General features: G+C 68.2%; 18 protein-coding genes. 5 read left to right on the top strand and 13 right to left on the bottom strand.

Translation table 11 applies throughout. The annotated features are described in order from the left end of the window. Positions 1-48 precede the first annotated feature (48 nt). Complete coding sequence (locus ACPYOG_RS07855) at positions 49-1,236, bottom strand: MFS transporter (RefSeq protein WP_481293677.1); 1,188 nt, start codon at positions 1,234-1,236, stop codon at positions 49-51. A 53-nt stretch (positions 1,237-1,289) separates the two neighbouring features. On the opposite strand from ACPYOG_RS07855, the gene ACPYOG_RS07850 reads away from it, so the two are divergent. Then, entirely contained in the window at positions 1,290-1,592 is a 303-nt protein-coding gene (locus ACPYOG_RS07850) for an ArsR/SmtB family transcription factor (protein ID WP_481293676.1), read from the top strand. 109 nt (positions 1,593-1,701) lie between these two features. On the opposite strand, the gene ACPYOG_RS07845 is transcribed toward ACPYOG_RS07850, so the two are convergent. From ACPYOG_RS07845 to ACPYOG_RS07795, 11 genes are all read right to left on the bottom strand, one after another. Next, on the bottom strand, positions 1,702-1,974 hold the full coding sequence (locus ACPYOG_RS07845) for a PTS sugar transporter subunit IIB (RefSeq protein ID WP_090036601.1): 273 nt from the start codon (positions 1,972-1,974) through the stop codon (positions 1,702-1,704). 46 nt (positions 1,975-2,020) lie between these two features. Further along, positions 2,021-2,482 carry a PTS sugar transporter subunit IIA gene (locus ACPYOG_RS07840; RefSeq protein WP_481293675.1) on the bottom strand — a complete coding sequence of 154 codons (462 nt, stop codon included), beginning with the start codon at positions 2,480-2,482 and terminating at the stop codon, positions 2,021-2,023. A 24-nt stretch (positions 2,483-2,506) separates the two neighbouring features. Then, complete coding sequence (locus tag ACPYOG_RS07835) at positions 2,507-3,625, bottom strand: adenosine deaminase (RefSeq protein WP_481293674.1); 1,119 nt, start codon at positions 3,623-3,625, stop codon at positions 2,507-2,509. A 10-nt stretch (positions 3,626-3,635) separates the two neighbouring features. After that, positions 3,636-4,940 carry a thymidine phosphorylase gene (locus ACPYOG_RS07830; RefSeq protein WP_481293673.1) on the bottom strand — a complete coding sequence of 435 codons (1,305 nt, stop codon included), beginning with the start codon at positions 4,938-4,940 and terminating at the stop codon, positions 3,636-3,638. Positions 4,941-4,954: 14 nt separating this feature from the next. Next, positions 4,955-5,392 carry a cytidine deaminase gene (locus ACPYOG_RS07825; RefSeq protein WP_481293672.1) on the bottom strand — a complete coding sequence of 146 codons (438 nt, stop codon included), beginning with the start codon at positions 5,390-5,392 and terminating at the stop codon, positions 4,955-4,957. Next, positions 5,389-6,681, bottom strand: a complete 1,293-nt coding sequence (locus tag ACPYOG_RS07820; RefSeq protein ID WP_481293671.1) for an ABC transporter permease — start codon at positions 6,679-6,681, stop codon at positions 5,389-5,391. Before ACPYOG_RS07820 ends, ACPYOG_RS07825 begins: the two co-directional genes overlap by 4 nt. Next, the gene (locus ACPYOG_RS07815; RefSeq protein WP_481293670.1) at positions 6,678-7,988 is read right to left on the bottom strand and encodes an ABC transporter permease; all 1,311 of its coding nucleotides are present in this window, start codon (positions 7,986-7,988) and stop codon (positions 6,678-6,680) included. The genes ACPYOG_RS07820 and ACPYOG_RS07815 overlap by 4 nt, the downstream gene beginning before the upstream one ends. After that, positions 7,985-9,505: an ABC transporter ATP-binding protein gene (locus ACPYOG_RS07810; RefSeq protein ID WP_481293669.1), complete on the bottom strand. Its 1,521-nt coding sequence runs from the start codon at positions 9,503-9,505 to the stop codon at positions 7,985-7,987. The genes ACPYOG_RS07815 and ACPYOG_RS07810 overlap by 4 nt, the downstream gene beginning before the upstream one ends. 208 nt (positions 9,506-9,713) lie before the next feature. After that, the gene (locus tag ACPYOG_RS07805) at positions 9,714-10,796 is read right to left on the bottom strand and encodes a BMP family lipoprotein (RefSeq protein ID WP_481293668.1); all 1,083 of its coding nucleotides are present in this window, start codon (positions 10,794-10,796) and stop codon (positions 9,714-9,716) included. Between the two features lie 181 nt (positions 10,797-10,977). Next, positions 10,978-12,111 (bottom strand): magnesium and cobalt transport protein CorA, encoded by a 1,134-nt coding sequence (locus ACPYOG_RS07800; RefSeq protein ID WP_481293667.1) that lies wholly within the window; start codon positions 12,109-12,111, stop codon positions 10,978-10,980. A gap of 51 nt (positions 12,112-12,162) precedes the next feature. Continuing rightward, positions 12,163-13,332, bottom strand: coding sequence for a glycosyltransferase family 4 protein (locus tag ACPYOG_RS07795; protein ID WP_481293666.1), 1,170 nt, complete (start codon positions 13,330-13,332; stop codon positions 12,163-12,165). Positions 13,333-13,406: 74 nt separating this feature from the next. Between ACPYOG_RS07795 and ACPYOG_RS07790 the strand changes: the two genes are divergently transcribed. Further along, positions 13,407-14,546, top strand: coding sequence for a mannose-1-phosphate guanylyltransferase (locus tag ACPYOG_RS07790; protein ID WP_481293665.1), 1,140 nt, complete (start codon positions 13,407-13,409; stop codon positions 14,544-14,546). A gap of 3 nt (positions 14,547-14,549) precedes the next feature. Here the strand turns inward: ACPYOG_RS07790 and ACPYOG_RS07785 are convergent, their stop codons facing one another. After that, the gene (locus ACPYOG_RS07785) at positions 14,550-14,765 is read right to left on the bottom strand and encodes a hypothetical protein (protein ID WP_481293664.1); all 216 of its coding nucleotides are present in this window, start codon (positions 14,763-14,765) and stop codon (positions 14,550-14,552) included. 160 nt (positions 14,766-14,925) lie between these two features. On the opposite strand from ACPYOG_RS07785, the gene sdhC reads away from it, so the two are divergent. The 3 genes from sdhC to ACPYOG_RS07770 all read left to right on the top strand — a co-directional run. Then, on the top strand, positions 14,926-15,342 hold the full coding sequence (gene sdhC / locus ACPYOG_RS07780; protein ID WP_481293663.1) for a succinate dehydrogenase, cytochrome b556 subunit: 417 nt from the start codon (positions 14,926-14,928) through the stop codon (positions 15,340-15,342). Between the two features lie 2 nt (positions 15,343-15,344). Then, positions 15,345-15,788 (top strand): succinate dehydrogenase hydrophobic membrane anchor subunit, encoded by a 444-nt coding sequence (locus tag ACPYOG_RS07775; protein ID WP_481293662.1) that lies wholly within the window; start codon positions 15,345-15,347, stop codon positions 15,786-15,788. Between the two features lie 42 nt (positions 15,789-15,830). Continuing rightward, positions 15,831-16,757 (top strand): FAD-binding protein (locus ACPYOG_RS07770; protein WP_481293661.1); only part of this gene is annotated, 927 nt, incomplete at its 3' end.

Here is a 16,757-nt window from a genome sequence, read left to right as displayed (position 1 = left end):
CCCGGCTGAGGCTCGCCGCCGCAGTCGCAATCGCAGCCGCAGGGATGCTCACGCCACCACCGGTCGCGGCGCTCGCACCCGGTACCCGGCGAGGAACATGGCGAGCGCCGCGACGGTGACGACCGCGCCGGCGAGCGGGACAGCGGCCGCTCCCCCGGCACCCAGGGCGAGTGCGCCGATCGGTGGTGCGATCGCGATCCCGACGTACATCGCGGTCGAGTACCAGGACAACGCGATCGCGGCACTCTCGGGGTCGACCTGGACGAGGCGATGCTGCACCGGGATCACCACGGCGAACGCCGTGATCCCCCAGAAGGCGAAGACCACGAGGGTGGCGACGAAGGACACTTCCGCGACCGAGAGGACGGCCAGCGTCACCGCTTGGCCGATGAGGCCGATGACGGCCACCATCCGACTGCCGAACCGGTCGGTCAGCGGTCCGGCGAGGGTGTTGCCGGCCACGCCCGCCGCTCCGTACGCGAGCAGCAGCACGGCGAGGAGATTGCCCGACCCACCGGTGGAGGCGTGGGTCACCGCTGCCGAGAAGATGTAGACGATGTTGAAGCCCGCGATCATGAGCAGCGTCGTTCCGAGCGGCGCGACGATGCGGAGGTCCGCGAGTGGCGCCAGCCGCCGGCGCATGGACACGGTGGGCGGGATGGGGACCCCGCGCACGACGATCGGGATCGCGACCACGAGCACCGCGGCGAGGGCGACGATGCACCACAGCGCGAACCTCCAGCCGGCGACCCCGCCCAGCACCGTGCCGAGGGGCGATCCTACGGCCGTCGCCAGCGTGAAGCCGGCGCCGACGATGGCGAGCGCCTGCCCGCGCTTGCCGGGACGGGCGAGGGAGGCGGCAGCCGCCGTCGCGGTCGGGACGAGCGCCGCCCCGCCGAGCCCGTAGAAGGTGCGTCCGGCGATGAAGAGGCCCAACGTGGGAGCGAGCGCCGAGGCGGCCGTGCCGATCGCGAAGACCGCCAGGCCCGCTGCCATGAGCGTCGCCCGCGGTACGCGCGTCAGGAGGATCGACACGACCGGTGCGGCGACAGCGACGACGAGCGAGTAGCTCGTGATCGACCAGCTGACCTCGGTCGCCGTCGCGCCGATGCCGGCCGCGACCCGCGGCAGCAGGCCGGCGATGACGAAGGCGTTGGTGCCCACCACGAACAGCGAGAGCGCGAGCACCAGAAGCGCGGGCAGGGTTCTGCGGTACGATTGTTCGATGGATGTCATACCGTTACGGTACGACTATTGTTCGATGATTGTCAAACAGTTTTTTGGTGAGCATGACCGACTACCCTACCCCCGACATGGCGGACGTGCAGCTCGTCGACGTGCTGCGCGCCCTGGCCGACCCCGTTCGCCTTCAGATCGTTCGCGTCCTCGCGGACGGACGGCCGCATCCCAAGTCCATGACCGAGTGGGGCGTCGACATCCAGAAATCCACCATGGCCTACCACTTCAAGACGCTGCGCGAGGCGGGAGTCACCCGCACCATCGTCAGCGGCCGTACGCACGAGATCCAGCTCCGCCGCTCAGAACTCGACGACCGCTTCCCGGGCCTGATCACCGCCCTCCTGGACGCCTGACCAACCTTTCTTAAGCCGAGGCCTTATGAAAGGTTAAGCTTCTAACATTTCACAAGGAGCAACGGAGAGGGCCGAGCGCGCGGGGCGTCGCCGGCGAGGGTGACGGACGCTACCCGAGGGCCTCGTCGAGCTTCCGCTCCAGCTCCTCGAGGTCGAAGTAGTTCTGCACGACGATCACATCGGCGTTGGTCGGCCCGATCCGGTCCACGAGTTCCGGCGAGGTCAGCACGACCTGCGCGTCGGCTGCGGCCTCCTCGATGTGGGCGGCGTCGGACGCGGTGACGTCGGCGTCGATCCCGAGCCGGTCGAGGACCCGCTCGGCGTTGACCTTGAGGATGCCGGAGGTGCCGACGCCCACGCCGCAGATCGCCACGATCTTCACGGAGCCGCCTTCCTCATCAGAGCCTTCCCCGCATCAGGGACGACCCTCATCGTGCCGCATTCTCCTCGCTCAGCGAAAGGATGCGCTGCACGTCCGCGATGTCCGTCGCCGCAGCGAGGGCCGGGATGGCGCCGGGGTCGTTGAAGACGTTGGCCAGTTCTGCCACGCTCGTCACGTGCGCCTCCGGCGTCGAGACGGCCAGCCCCAGCACCACCGAGACGGGATCGTTGTGCGGGTGGCCGAAGACGACGGGCTCGTCGAGAGTGACGACCGACAGCCCGTCCGAGTTCACGTCGGGCCCGGGGCGCGCATGCGCCAGAGCGAGACCCGGTGCGATCACGATGTACGCTCCGAACTCCTCGATCACCTGGACCATCCGCTGCGCGTAGCCCTGCTCGGTGGCGCCGGAACGAGCCAGCGCCTCCCCCGCCAACTCGACCGCTTCGCGCCAGCCGCCGGCGTGCGCACCGACGGTGATGGCGGAATCGGGCAGCGGTGGCAGTGACATATCTAAAGGGTAACGCCCAGGGCGTTACGAACCCTCGAAACCTGCTGTGATGATCTCCGCCAGCTCCTCGCGCTCCTCGATGGGGAGGAACGCGCCTGCCGCAGCGTTGAGCTGGAAGATCTCCAGGTCCGTGCGGTCGTAGGCGAAGGCGTCGGCGAGGATGCTCAGCTCACGGGTCAGCGTCGTGCCGCTCATCAGGCGGTTGTCGGTGTTCACCGTGACGCGGAAGCCCAGCTGGTAGAGCAGATCGAAGGGGTGGTCGAGGATGTCGTCGCCCCACGCCGAGATGGCGCCGGTCTGCAGGTTCGAGGTCGGGCTCGTCTCGAGCGCGATCTCGCGGTCCTTGACCCACTGCGAGAGCGTCCCGAGAGTGACGTAGGTGTTCTCGTCGTCCTGACGCTCGATCGTGATGTCCTCCGCGAGCCGGACGCCGTGGCCGAGACGCAGCGCACGTCCGTCCAGGAGCGCGCCGCGGATGCTGTCCAGCCCGTCGGCCTCGCCGGCGTGAACGGTGGTGGGGAAGAACTCGGAGGCCAGGTAGTCGAAGGCCTCGCGGTGCTTCGACGCCGGGAAGCCGGCCTCGGGCCCGGCGATGTCGAAGCCGACGACCCCGCGGTCGCGGTGCCGGACAGCGAGCTCGGCGAGCTCACGTCCGCGGTCGTTGTGGCGCATGGCGGAGACCAGCTGCCCGATGCGGATGCGGCCGCCGGCCGCGCGCACGTCCTCGATTCCCCGCTCGATGCCCTCCTGCACCGCCTCGACCGTCTCGTCGAGGCTCAGGCCCGCAGAGAGATGCTGCTCGGGAGCCCAGCGGAGCTCGCCGTAGACGACGCCGTCGGCCCCCAGGTCCTGCACGGACTCGCGGGCGACGCGGATGAGGCCCTCGCGGGTCTGCATCACGGCGGTGGTCAGGTCGAAGGTCTTGAGGTACTCGACGAGCGAGCCCGAGTTCGACTTCTCGGCGAACCAGCGGGCCAGCTCGCCCGCATCCCGTGCCGGGAGCTCCAGCCCGATCTCCTCGGCGAGCTCGATCACGGTGCCGGGGCGAAGGCCGCCGTCCAGGTGATCGTGCAGGGATACCTTCGGCAGGGGCCGCACCTCGGTGCCGTCGGCCAGTGTGTACTCGTTCCAGGCGTCGCTCATGTCCCCCACCCTAGGCGATGCGATCGGCGATCAGCGGGCCGCGCTCGAAGGGCGTCCCGGCCGGCGCAATGCGGTAGGCGCCCTCCAGCGCTTCGAGAGCGCGGTCGAAACGGGCCGGCTCGTCCGCCGACAGCGTGAACAGCGGCTCCCCCGCGCGGACCGTGTCTCCGGGCTTCGCGTGCAGGTCGATCCCGGCCGCGTGCTGCACCGGATCCTGCTTGCGTGCGCGCCCCGCCCCGAGCCGCCACGCGGCGATGCCGAACGGCAGGGCGTGCTGCTCCACGAGGATGCCGTCCTCCTGTGCGACGACGGTGTGCGTCTCCTTCGGCACCGGCAGCGGCGCCTCCGGGTCTCCCCCTTGGGCACGGATGACCTCACGCCACTTGTCCATCGCGCGGCCGTCCTTCAGGGCCGCCTCCACGTCCTCGTCCGGGCGTCCGGCGAGTGTCAGCATCTCGCGCGCCAGCGCCACGGTCAGTTCGACGATGTCGGCCGGGCCACCGCCGGCGAGCACCTCCACCGACTCCCGCACCTCGTTGGCGTTGCCGATCGCAAGCCCGAGCGGGACGTTCATGTCCGTGAGCAGCGCCGAGGTCGCGACTCCGGCATCCCGGCCCAGCTCCACCATCGTCCGGGCGAGCTCCCGCGACCGCTCGATGTCCTTGAGGAACGCACCGGAGCCGAACTTCACGTCCAGGACGAGAGCGCCCGTGCCCTCGGCGATCTTCTTCGACATGATCGAGGACGCGATCAGCGGGATGGCCTCGACCGTGCCGGTGATGTCGCGCAGGGCGTAGAGCTTGCCGTCCGCAGGCGCCAGACCGGATCCGGCGGCGCAGATCACGCCGCCCTCGTTCTGCAGCTGCGCGAACATCTCCTCGTTGCTGAGGTTGGCACGCCAGCCCGGGATGCTCTCCAGCTTGTCGAGCGTCCCGCCGGTGTGACCCAGCCCGCGGCCCGACAGCTGCGGGACCGCGACGCCGAACGTCGCCACCAGCGGCATCAGCGGCAGGGTGATCTTGTCGCCGACCCCGCCCGTGGAGTGCTTGTCGGCGGTCGGCTTCCCGAGCCCCGAGAAGTCCATCCGTTCGCCGGACGCGATCATCGCCAGCGTCATGTCCTTGATCTCGCGGCGGGTCATCCCGTTGAGGAAGATCGCCATGGTCATCGCGGACATCTGCTCGTCGCCCACGTAGCCGCGGGTGTAGGCGTCGATGAGCCAGCCGATCTCGGCGGTACTCAGCTCGCCGCGGTCGCGCTTGGTCCTGATCAGGTCGACGGCGTCGAACGCCTCGACTTCTGCACGGTCGGTCACGGAGGGTTTCCTGTTCAGTCGTTCTCGTGCTCGGCCGCGTACGCGGCGAGCTGGCGCGGCCCGAAGGCGTCGGGCAGCACCTCGTCGATGGTGCGGATGCCCGAGACGGTCTCCAGCAGCATCCCTTCGGCCGAGTGCTCGTAGAGGAGCTGCCGGCAGCGGCCGCACGGCATGAGCGTCGCGCCGTCGCCGTCCACGCAGGTGAATGCGACGAGGTGGCCGCCGCCGGTCATCGCGAGCGACGACACGAGTCCGCACTCGGCGCACAGGGTGATCCCGTAGCTCGCGTTCTCGACATTGCAGCCGCTGACGATGCGGCCGTCGTCCACCAGTGCCGCGGCCCCGACGGGGAACTTCGAGTAGGGGACGTAGGCGTGCGCCATCGCTTCGTTCGCCGCGTGGCGCAGCGCATCCCAGTCGATGGTGCCGGGTGAGAGGGGGACGCTGCTCATGACTTGATGTACGGCTTCCCGTCGGCCGCCGGGGCACGGGAGAGACCGACCAGGCCGGCGACGGCGAGGATGGTGACGACGTACGGGAGCATCAGCATGAACTCGCTCGGGACGGGCGAGCCGATGGTGCTGAGCACGTTCTGCAGGTTCGTGGCGAAACCGAACAGGAGCGCAGCGAGGGTGGCACGGATGGGGTCCCACCGCCCGAAGATGACGGCCGCCAGGGCGATGAACCCTTGGCCTGCGGTCATCTCCTTGGAGAACGCGCCCACCGAGCCCAGCGTGTAGTAGGCCCCGCCGAGACCGGCGATCGCGCCGGCGAGGGAGACGTTCCAGAAGCGGGTGCTGTTGACGTTGATACCGACCGTGTCGGCCGCCTCCGGGTGCTCGCCGACCGACCGCAGCCGCAGGCCCCACCGGGTCTTGAACAGCCCGAACCAGACCAGGAAGACCGCGATGTACATCAGGTACTCGATGATCGACTGGTCGAACAGGACCTTGCCGATGACCGGGATGTCGGAGAGCAGCGGGATCGGCCACTGCGGCAGGCGCGGAGGGTGGTTGAGCAGCTGCGGGTTGCCGGCCAGGACCTTGGAATAGAGGAAGCTCGTGAGGCCGATCACCAGCACGTTGAGCACGACTCCGACGATGACCTGGTCGACCAGGTACTTGATGCCGAAGGCGCCGAGGAGGAACGAGACCAGCACGCCAGCGATCATCGCGGCGACGAGCCCGACGACCCAGCTCCCGGTGAGCGTCGCCGTCATCGCCGAGACGAACGCGCCGGCGAGCAGCTGGCCCTCGATCGCGACGTTGACGACGCCTCCGCGCTCCGAGACGACGCCCCCGAGGGCGCCGAACACGAGCGGCACGGCGAGGCTGATTGTTCCGAGCAGAAGGCCCGTGACCGGCACGGGATAGGGGCTGCCGGAGTCGGCCCACGACAGGAACGCGAACATGAAGAGCAGCGAGAAGACGATGACCGCCCAGATCGGCGTCCTCCTGGCCTGGTACGACAGGTACGCGCTCCACACCGTCGCCGCGAGCAGGAGGACGATGATCACGGTCGTCGCGACGAACGTGTCGACGGTGAGGTTCGGCACCTTGATGGCGTCGGAGCTCTCGGAGAAGCGGAAGGTGCTCTGCCCGTGACGCGCGAATCCGAAGAACAGGATCAGGCTGATCAGCACGAACACTCCGAAGGCGATCGGTGCCTTCCAGGAGCGGATCTGCGCCTTCTCGAGGACGATCGGCGAGGAGTCGGGAATGACGGGGGCGGTGGTGGTCACTTGGCCTCCACCTCCTTCGTGACGATGGGACGCGGTCTCCGGGGCGACGTGCCCGGAGCAGGGAGACGGAAGATCACGCGCACGAGCGGCGGGGCCGCGACGAACAGGACGATCAGCGACTGCAGGATGAGCACGATGTCGATGGGGATGTCGTTCGCCGCCTGGATGGTGTAGCCGCCGGCCTTGAGCGCACCGAACAGCAGACCGGCGATGAACACGCCCCCGGGCCGCGAGCGGCCGAGCAGCGCGACGGTGATCGCGTCGAAGCCGATCCCCGCATCCACCCCCGAGCTGATGCCCTGAGGGAAGACGCCGAGCGCTTGACTCGCTCCCGCGATCCCGACCAGCCCACCGGCGATGAGCATCGCGTAGACGTAGACGTTCTTGACGTTGATGCCTGCGACACGAGCAGCGTTCGGGTTCTCGCCCACCGCGCGGAACCGGAAACCGAGGCCGGATCGGTTGATCAGCCACCAGACGACCACGGTCGCGGCGATGACCAGCACGAACGCCCAGGTGACGTTGTACTGATCGCCGAACAGCGGAGGGAACACCGCATTGGCGTGCACGGGCGGAGCCTTCGGGTTGCTCGACCCGGGCGCCTGCAGCAGGCCCTGGGTCCGCAGCATGTACGAGATCAGGTAGAAGGCGATGTAGTTCAGCATGATCGTGACGATCACCTCGTGCGCACCCGTCCGCGCCTTGAGAAGGCCGACGATGCCGGCCCAGATGGCACCGCCGACGATGCCGGCGACGACCGCGAGGACCAGGTGGACGACCGGCGGGAGCGAGAACGAGAACCCGACCCAGGCCGACGCCGCCGCCGCGATCAGGAGCTGCCCCTGGCCACCGATGTTGAACAGCCCGACGCGGAACGCCAGCGCGACGCCCAGACCGCTGACGATGAGCGGCGTGGCGAAGGTGAGCGTCTCGGTCAACGGCCGGATGCCCGCAGCGAAGGAGGGCCGGCGGAAGTTGTAGATCGCACCCTGGAACATCGAGACGTAGGCGTTCGACACCGACGACCAGATCGCGGAGAAGGTGTCGCCGGGCCGCGCGAAGAAGTAGGACGACGCATGCTGCACCGTCGGATCCGTCGCGGCGATCAGGATCGCTCCGACGACCAGCGCCAGCACGACCGCGAGGATGGAGATGACCACCGATCCGCTCATGATCTCGCGGACGGTCTCATTCCAGCGCGAGGGCTCCTGGTCGCGCCCGCCGGCGGGCTCCGCCGTGCGGGGCTGCGCGGGCGGGGCCGGCTGCGCCGGCGCCACGGGTCCGCCGGACGTCGGGGTCCCGGTCATGCTGCTGCTCCTGCCTGCTCGGGCGACTCGCCGGCCATCATCAGGCCGAGGACGTCGCGCGGGGTGTCACCCGGAACGATTCCCACGATCCCCCCGCGGTACATCACGGCGATACGGTCGGCCAGCGCCGCCACCTCGTCGAGCTCCGTGGACACGACGACGACCGGAACACCGGCATCTCTCGTCGCCACGATGCGCTTGTGGACGAACTCGATCGAGCCGACGTCGAGACCGCGCGTCGGCTGCGCCGCGACGAGCAGGCGCAGCTCGCGGCTCAGCTCGCGCGCAAGGACCACCTTCTGCGCGTTTCCGCCGGAGAGCCGGCCGACCTTGGTGTCGATGGACTGTGTCCGCACGTCGAACTCGCGCACCTTCTCTTCGGCGAAGTCCTTCAGGTACGAGAACTGGATGTTGCCGCCCTTCACGAACGGATCACCGGTCGAACGGTCGAGCATCAGGTTCTCCTGGATGGTGAACTCGCCCACCAGGCCGTCCTCATTGCGGTCCTCCGGCACGAACCCGACGCCTTCGTCGAGCACCTTGCGGACGCTGTGGCCCTGGATGGACTTGCCATCGAGCAGGATCTGACCCTGCACACGCGGCTGGAGCCCGATGATCGCCTCCGTCAACTCGGTCTGGCCGTTGCCCTGCACCCCCGCGATGGCGAGGATCTCGCCCGCGCGCACCTCGAAGCTGACGTTATTGACGACGAGCTGGCCGATGGGATCGATGACCGAGAGGTCCTTCACCACAAGAGCGGGCTCGCCGGCGGTCGCCGGGAGCTTCTCGACGGTCAGCGACACCGAACGGCCCACCATCATCGAGGCGAGCTCCGCGTTGGTCGCGGTCGGCTCCGCCTCGCCGATGACCTTGCCCAGCCGGATCACGGTGATGCGGTCGGCGACCTCGCGCACCTCGCGCAGCTTGTGGGTGATGAAGATGATGGCCGTGCCCTGCTCCTTGAGCTGACGCATGATCGCCATCAGCTCGTCGGTCTCCTGCGGGGTCAGCACCGCGGTCGGCTCGTCGAAGACCAGCACCTTCGCGTCCTGCGACAGGGCCTTGATGATCTCCACGCGCTGCTGCACGCCGACCGGAAGGTCCTCGACCAGAGCGTCGGGGTCGACGTGGAACCCGAACCGCGCGGAGATCTCGCGCACCTTCGCGCGGGCCGCATTCAGGTCCAGGCGTCCGCCGAACTTCGTCTGCTCGTGGCCGAGCATGACATTCTCGGCCACCGTGAACACGGGGATCAGCATGAAGTGCTGGTGCACCATCCCGATGCCCGCCTTCATCGCGTCACCGGGGCCGGAGAAGTGCTGGACGACGTCGTCGAGCAGGATCTCGCCCTCATCGGCCTGGTAGAAGCCGTAGAGCACGTTCATCAGAGTGGACTTGCCTGCGCCGTTCTCGCCGAGCAGGCAGTGGATCTCGCCGGGTTCGACCGTCAGGTCGATGTGGTCGTTCGCGACCAGGGCACCGAACCGTTTGGTGATGCCGCGGAGTTCGAGCTTCATTCGGGTGGGTTTCCTTCTCTACTCGCTCGGGTGAGGAGCGAAGACACGCCAGGAGCGGAGACACGCGGAACGGTCGGTGGCCTCATCGCGGATCCACCCTACCTTTCTGCGCATATGTCAGTGTGTGCGCAGATGAGCACCGCCGACAAGGGCCAACGAGACGGGGAGGCCAGCCGCGGCTGACCTCCCCGTCCCTGTTCTCGCGTGATTACTGCTTGGGCGACGAAGGCGAGGTGACCTTGATCGAGCCGTCGATGATGCCGGCCTTGATCTTGTCGAGCTCACCCTGCAGTCCCGAGTCCACCTTCGAAGCGAAGTCGTGGAAGGGAGCGACGCCGACGCCGTCGTTCTTCAGCGTGCCGACGTACGGAGTGCTGTCGAACTTGTCCTTCGCGGCCTGCGTCACCACGTCGTTCGTGGCGGGCTTCATGCCCTTCATGACGGAGGTGAGGAGCAGGCTCTTCACGGTCGGGTCGGACTGGTACACGTCCGCGTCCACACCGATCATCGCGATCGGCTTGCCCGAGTCCTTGATCGCCTGGGCGGCGGACTGGTAGATCGGTCCACCGACCGGCATGATCACATCGGCGTTCTGGTCGATGATGCCCTGAGCCGTGTTCTTGGCCGTCTCATTGGCGTCGAACCCGCCGGTGAAGAGGCCGTTCTGCTTGGCGACATCCCAGCCGACGACCTTGACGGACTTGCCCTTCTGGTCGTTGAAGTACTTCACACCGTCGGCGAAGCCGTCCATGAAGATGGTGACCGTCGGGATCTGCATGCCGCCGAAGGTGCCGACGATGCCGGTCTTCGAATAGCTGGCGGCCGCGTAACCCGCGAGGAAGGCGGCCTGGGCGGTGTCGAAGATGATCGGCTTGACGTTCTTGGCCTGGATCTCGTTGTCGTCGATGATCGCGAAGTTGATGTCCGGGTTCGCCTTGGCGGCCTTCTCCGTCGCGTCCTTGAGAAGGAAGCCGACCGTCACGATGAGGTTGCAGTTGGCGTCGACCATGCTCTGGATGTTCGGAGCGAAGTCGTTCTCGCTCTTCGACTCGGCCGACTTGTACTTCACGTTGAGCGACTTCGCCGCCTGCTGCAGGCCCTCATACCCGAGCTGGTTGAACGAGTGGTCGTCGAATCCACCGGAGTCCGAGACCATGCAGGGCTGGAAGTTGCTCTTCGCGGCGCTGGCGGACGGGTTGTCCGACGGAGCGGCCGAGCAGGCGGCGAGCAGCGACAGGACGCCGACCGCCGCCAAGCCGGCGAGGCCGGACTTGCGTGCTGTGATTGTCAAAATTGTTCCTCCAAGATGCGTAGCCGCGCGCAGGTACTCGCAGGCTTCTGCGGTTCACGTTACCGAATGTGACGAACGGCGCCGTCCGAAAATCCGGGTTCTTCATGCAAGCGTTACAAATGCTCACCCGTTTGGCACGTGCTCATTCGAGCAGCCCGTACCCCGGTCGGAGAGGGCGGATTCAGAGCCAGCCGCGACGCTTGAAGATCCCGTAGAGCACTCCGCTGAAGACGACCATCGCGAGGACGGCGAGCGGGTAGCCGAGAGGCCACTGCAATTCGGGCATGTTCCTGAAGTTCATGCCGTAGATGCCGGCGATCAGGGTCGGCGTGAACAGGATGGCCGCCCAGGAGGAGATCTTCTTGACTTCCTCCCCCTGCCGATGGCTGGAATGCGCCAGCCGGGTCATCTCCTCGTTCTGGCGTTCCGAGACGAGCGTCGAGTTCACCGTGAGGATGTCCCGCAGCAGATAGCGGAACGCGTCCACACGCTCATTGACCTGCGTGAGGTGGTCCGCGACGTCGCGCAGCCGTCGCTCCAGCTCCTGGGTGACCCCGTACTTCGCCGAGCCGCGTTCGAGCGCGACCATCACGGCCGACAGCGGATGCGTGGCCCGCTGGAAGTCGATGACCTCGCGCGACAGCTCGTAGATGCGCCGGGAGACCAGAGCGTCGCCGCCGAACACCTGCGTCTCGATCTCGTCGATGTCGTTGGCGAGACCGGCGACGACCGGGCCGTACGCATCCACCACCGCGTCGATGATCGCATAGAGGATGGCCTGGGGACCTAGGGCGAGCAGCTCCGGCTCCCCCTCCATGCGCTGGCGCACGTGGGAGAGGTCAGGCGACTCGCTGTGGCGGACGGTGATCACGAAGTTGGGACCGACGAAGACGTGCAGCTCGCCGAAGTCGACCTCCTCGGGCGCATCCAGATAGTTGGCCGCTTTGAGCACGACGAAGAGGACGGTGTCGTAGCGCTCGAGCTTGGGGCGCTGGTGCGCGACGATCGCGTCCTCGATCGCCAGCGGGTGGAGGTTGAACTCCTCCGAGAGCGACATCAGCTCGTGCTCGCTGGGGCGGTAGAGCCCGATCCAGGCGACGCCGCCGCGGGTGCGGTCGAGCGCCGCATACGTCTCGGCGAGCGTGGCCGGCGAGGCGACGCGGACGCCGTCCGCGTAGATGGCGCTGTCGACCATGCTGGCGCGCCGGATCGAGCCCTCCTCGGCCGGTGCCGGTGCCACGGGCGACGGAGGCTCGACCCGTCGGGCTCGCGAGACGAAGGGCATGGGAATGCCGCGTCGATTCGGGTTGGCCATCGGTCACCTCCAGGGTCCGTGAGCAAAGGAAGGACGGCCCCTCGGGGCCACCTAACTGTACGCTCGCGAGTTCGCTGGAGGCTGCACACCGGCCGCCTCGACGTCCGCGACGGCATCCAGGATGACGCGCTCGTAGTGGCGCGTCAGCTCCGCGCACACCACGTCCCAGCTGCGGCCGAGCACCGCGCGGCGCCCCGCCTCCCCCATCCGGCTGCGCAGCCCGCCGTCCTGGACCAGCAGCGACACCGCTGCGCGCAGTGCCCGATCGTCGGACGACCGGAACAGCAGGCCGTCCACGCCGTGCTCGACGAGGTCGATCGGGCCGCCGGCGCGCGGCGCGACCACCGGGAGGCCCGACGCGTGCGCCTCCTGGACGGTCTGGCCGAAGGTCTCCTCCGACCCGGTGTGCGCGAACAGGTCGAAGGCCGCGTAGGCGGTCGCGAGGTCATCGCCCCCCAGACGTCCCAGCCAGTGCACCGGCATGCCGTCCAGCTCGCGGGCCACCGCGTCCCGGGCGGGTCCGTCGCCGACGATCGCCACCGACAGCCCGGCGATCCCGCGCAGCGCACGCAGCCGCTCCACCTGCTTCTCGGGAGCGATGCGGCCGACATAGCCCACCACGGTCTCGCCGTCCGGCGACAGCCGCTCGCGCAGGGCCGCGGCAGCTGCCGTTCTCCTCTTATTGGGGTGGTACCGATCGAGGTCGACACCTCGACCCCAGCGGGCGAGGCGCGAGACCCCCGCCGTGCGCAGGTCGTACTCGCTGGCGGCCGAGGGAGCGAGCGTGAGGTCGGCGCCCTCGTGCACCCAGCGCACGTACTTCCCGGCGACGGCGGAGGTCATCCCGAGCCCGTTGCGGCGGGCGAAGCCGGCCACATCCGTCTGGTAGATCGCCACGGACGGGACGCCCAGCCGGTTCGCCGCGGCGATCGCCTGCGCACCGAGGAGGAACGGGGAGGCCGCATGCAGCACATCGGGACCGAACCCGGACAGGATGCGCTGCACCTGCGGGCTCGGCAGCCCCACCGGGAACTGCCGGTAGGCGATCGACGGCACCTGGTGGATGCGGAAGCCCGCGTACCCGGCCGGCGCCCCCGCATCCGGGCAGATCACGATCGCCTCGTGACCCTGCGCCGCCAGGTGGTCCAGCACCCGCAGCACACTCGTCGTGACCCCGTTCACCGTGGGGAGGAAACTCTCGCTGACCACTGCCACCCGCATGACCTCACGCTAGGTTCCGCCGGTGTCGTCACCGTGAACGGCGGGTGTCCGGCGCCGCTCGGTATCCTTTCGGCATGACTCAGCAGCGCAGGATCACCCAGGGCCCGCCGATCGAGCGCTTCTACAGCGTGATCCCGGCGGGCGGCATCGGTTCCCGCCTGTGGCCGCTGTCACGGGCGGACGCCCCGAAGTTCCTGCACGACCTCACCGGGTCCGGCCAGACGCTGCTGCGCGACACGTGGGACCGGCTGGTCCCCCTCTCCGGCGAGCAGCGCATCATGGTCGTCACGGGACGCGCGCACCGCGCCGCCGTCGAGACGCAGCTGCCCGCGCTGACGGACCCCAACATCGTGCTGGAGTCGGAGCCCCGGGACTCCACCGCCGCGATCGGCCTGGCGGCCGCCATCCTCGAGCGCCGGGAGCCGGGCGTGATCATCGGCTCGTTCGCGGCCGACCATGTGATCGACAACCTCCCCCTCTTCCAGTCGGCGGTGCGCGAGGCCGTGGCATCCGCAGAGGCCGGGTTCATCACCACGATCGGGATCCGGCCGACCGAGCCTGCGGTCGGCTTCGGCTACATCCACTACGGCGATCGGCTGGAGGTGGCCGGCGCGCCGAGCGCGCTGACGGTCGACTCCTTCAAGGAGAAGCCGGACCTCGCGACTGCGGAGCGGTACCTGGAGAACGGGTCGTACCTGTGGAACGCGAGCATGTTCATCTCGCGCGCCGACCTGCTGCTGGACGAGATCGGCCGGAACAAGCCCCAGCTCCTCGAGGGCCTGCTCGAGCTCGCCGCCGCCTGGGACGACCCGGCGACTCGAGGACCGGCCGTCGACCGGATATGGCCGGCCCTCGAGAAGATCGCCATCGACTACACGGTCGCTGAGCCCGCGGCAGCGGCCGGCCGCCTCGCCGTCATCCCCGGGTACTTCGACTGGGACGACGTCGGCGACTTCGCCTCCCTCGCCAAGCTGAACTCCGGCGGCCGGAAGTCGGACCTCGCCATCCTCGGCGAGAACGCCCGGGTGCTCTCGGACGCCTCCAGCGGGATCGTGGTCAGTCAGAGCAACCGCGTGATCAGCCTGATCGGGGTCAAGGACATCGTCGTGGTCGACACCCCGGACGCGCTGCTGGTGACCACCAGCGAGAACGCGCAACGCGTGAAAGCGGTGGTGGATGCACTGAAGCTCACCGGCTCCACCGACGTTCTGTAGCGCTCAGAAGGGGTCGTTCTCGATCTCCGCGACCAGCCGGGAGATCTCGTCGGGCGGAAGCTCGATGCCCGCCTCCTCCAGGCGCTGGGTGAGCAGCGGCTCGGTGTCCGCGGAGTCGCCGAACTTCAGATCCGCGCGCACCTGCTCGACGATCCCCGCGACCTTGGCGTCCTCGGCGGCGTCGCTGCTGCCGTCCATGATGGGCTCGTCCTGGGTCATGATGCGAACGGTACGCCCGGCGGCAGGCGGCGTCGAGACCGAGTTATCTCGATATCGAGATAACCAAGGTGACCCTAAGAGGCGTCAGGAGCGGTCCCGTCATAGACTTGCGCTGCGCTCACGCGCTCCATGAGCGAAACGCAACCAGGGAGGGTTGTCCGTGTCAGACCAAACGACAGGGACGCTGCAGCCGGCGAAAACCCGGCCCGGCGGCACTCTGTACCGTGGCCGCGAGGGGATGTGGTCGTGGGTTCTCCACCGCATCACCGGCGTCGCCATCTTCTTCTTCCTTCTGGTCCACGTCCTGGACACCTCGCTCCTCCGGGTCAGCCCTGAGGCGTACAACGCGGTCATCGGGACGTACAAGAACCCGATCATGGGCTTCGGCGAGATGGCTCTCGTGGCGGCGATCATCTTCCACGCCTTCAACGGGCTGCGGATCATCGCGATCGACTTCTGGAGCAAGGGCGTCAAGTACCAGAAGGCCATGTTCTGGATCGTCATCGCGCTCTGGGTGATCCTGATGGCCGGCTTCGTGCCGACCCAGCTCATCCACATCTTCTCGGAGGTGAAATGACGATGACGACGATCGAAACACCGCGCAGCTCCTCCCGCCAGACCCGCTCCAGCAAGAACTGGGAGAAGTGGGGCTGGATCTACATGCGGTTCTCGGGCATCCTGCTCGTGATCCTGATCTTCGGCCACCTCCTCATCAACCTGGTGCTCGGCACCGGCGTGAAGCAGATCGACTTCGCCTTCGTCGCCGGCAAGTACGCCACTCCGTTCTGGCAGGTCTGGGACCTCTTGATGCTGTGGCTCGCGCTCATCCATGGCGGCAACGGGATGCGAACGCTCGTCAACGACTACGCGTACAACCGCCTCGTCAACCGGATCCTGAAGTGGGCCATCCTCGCCGCGGTCGTCGTGCTCGTGGTGCTGGGCACGCTCGTGATCTTCACGTTCGACCCGTGCCCCGCCGGGGCGACCGGCGCCGACCTGCCGTCCTTCTGCCCGGCGCACTGACGCCGGCTCCCCGACCCCCGCGACGAACGACACGGAAGCCCTGTGACAACAGAAGCCATTGAATCCACCGTCATCGACGGAGTCCACTACCACGAGTTCGACATCGTCATCGTCGGCGCCGGCGGCGCCGGAATGCGCGCGGCGATCGAAGCCGGGCCGCACGCCCGCACGGCCGTGATCTCGAAGCTCTACCCCACCCGGTCCCACACCGGCGCTGCGCAGGGCGGCATGGCCGCGGCGCTCGCCAACGTGGAGGAGGACAGCTGGGAGTGGCACACCTTCGACACCGTCAAGGGCGGCGACTACCTCGTCGACCAGGACGCGGCGGAGATCCTCGCCAAGGAGGCCATCGACGCGGTCATCGACCTCGAGAACATGGGCCTGCCGTTCAACCGCACCCCCGACGGCAAGATCGACCAGCGCCGGTTCGGCGGCCACACCCGCGACCACGGCAAGGCGCCGGTCCGCCGCGCGTGCTACGCGGCCGACCGCACCGGCCACATGATCCTGCAGACGTTGTTCCAGAACTGCGTCCGGCTCGGCATCAACTTCTTCAACGAGTTCTACGTCCTCGACGTGATCATGAGCGACGTGGACGGCGTCCCCCAGCCGGCGGGCGTCGTCGCCTACGAGCTGGCCACCGGCGAGCTGCACGTCTTCCACTCGAAGGCGATCATCTTCGCAACGGGAGGCTTCGGCAAGATCTACAAGACCACCTCCAACGCCCACACCCTCACCGGGGACGGCGTCGGCATCATCTGGCGCAAGGGCCTGCCGCTGGAGGACATGGAGTTCTTCCAGTTCCACCCGACCGGCCTCGCCGGGCTCGGCATCCTCCTCACCGAGGGCGCCCGCGGTGAGGGCGCCATCCTGCGCAACGCGTCCGGCGAGCGGTTCATGGAGCGCTACGCCCCGACCATCAAAGACCTGGCACCCCGCGACATCGTCGCCCGCTGCATGGTCCAGGAG

This window comes from Leifsonia sp. HAY1-4F (assembly GCF_056755275.1).
Note: the sequence above shows the minus strand (reverse complement) of the source record. Positions and strands in the feature narration are given on the sequence as shown.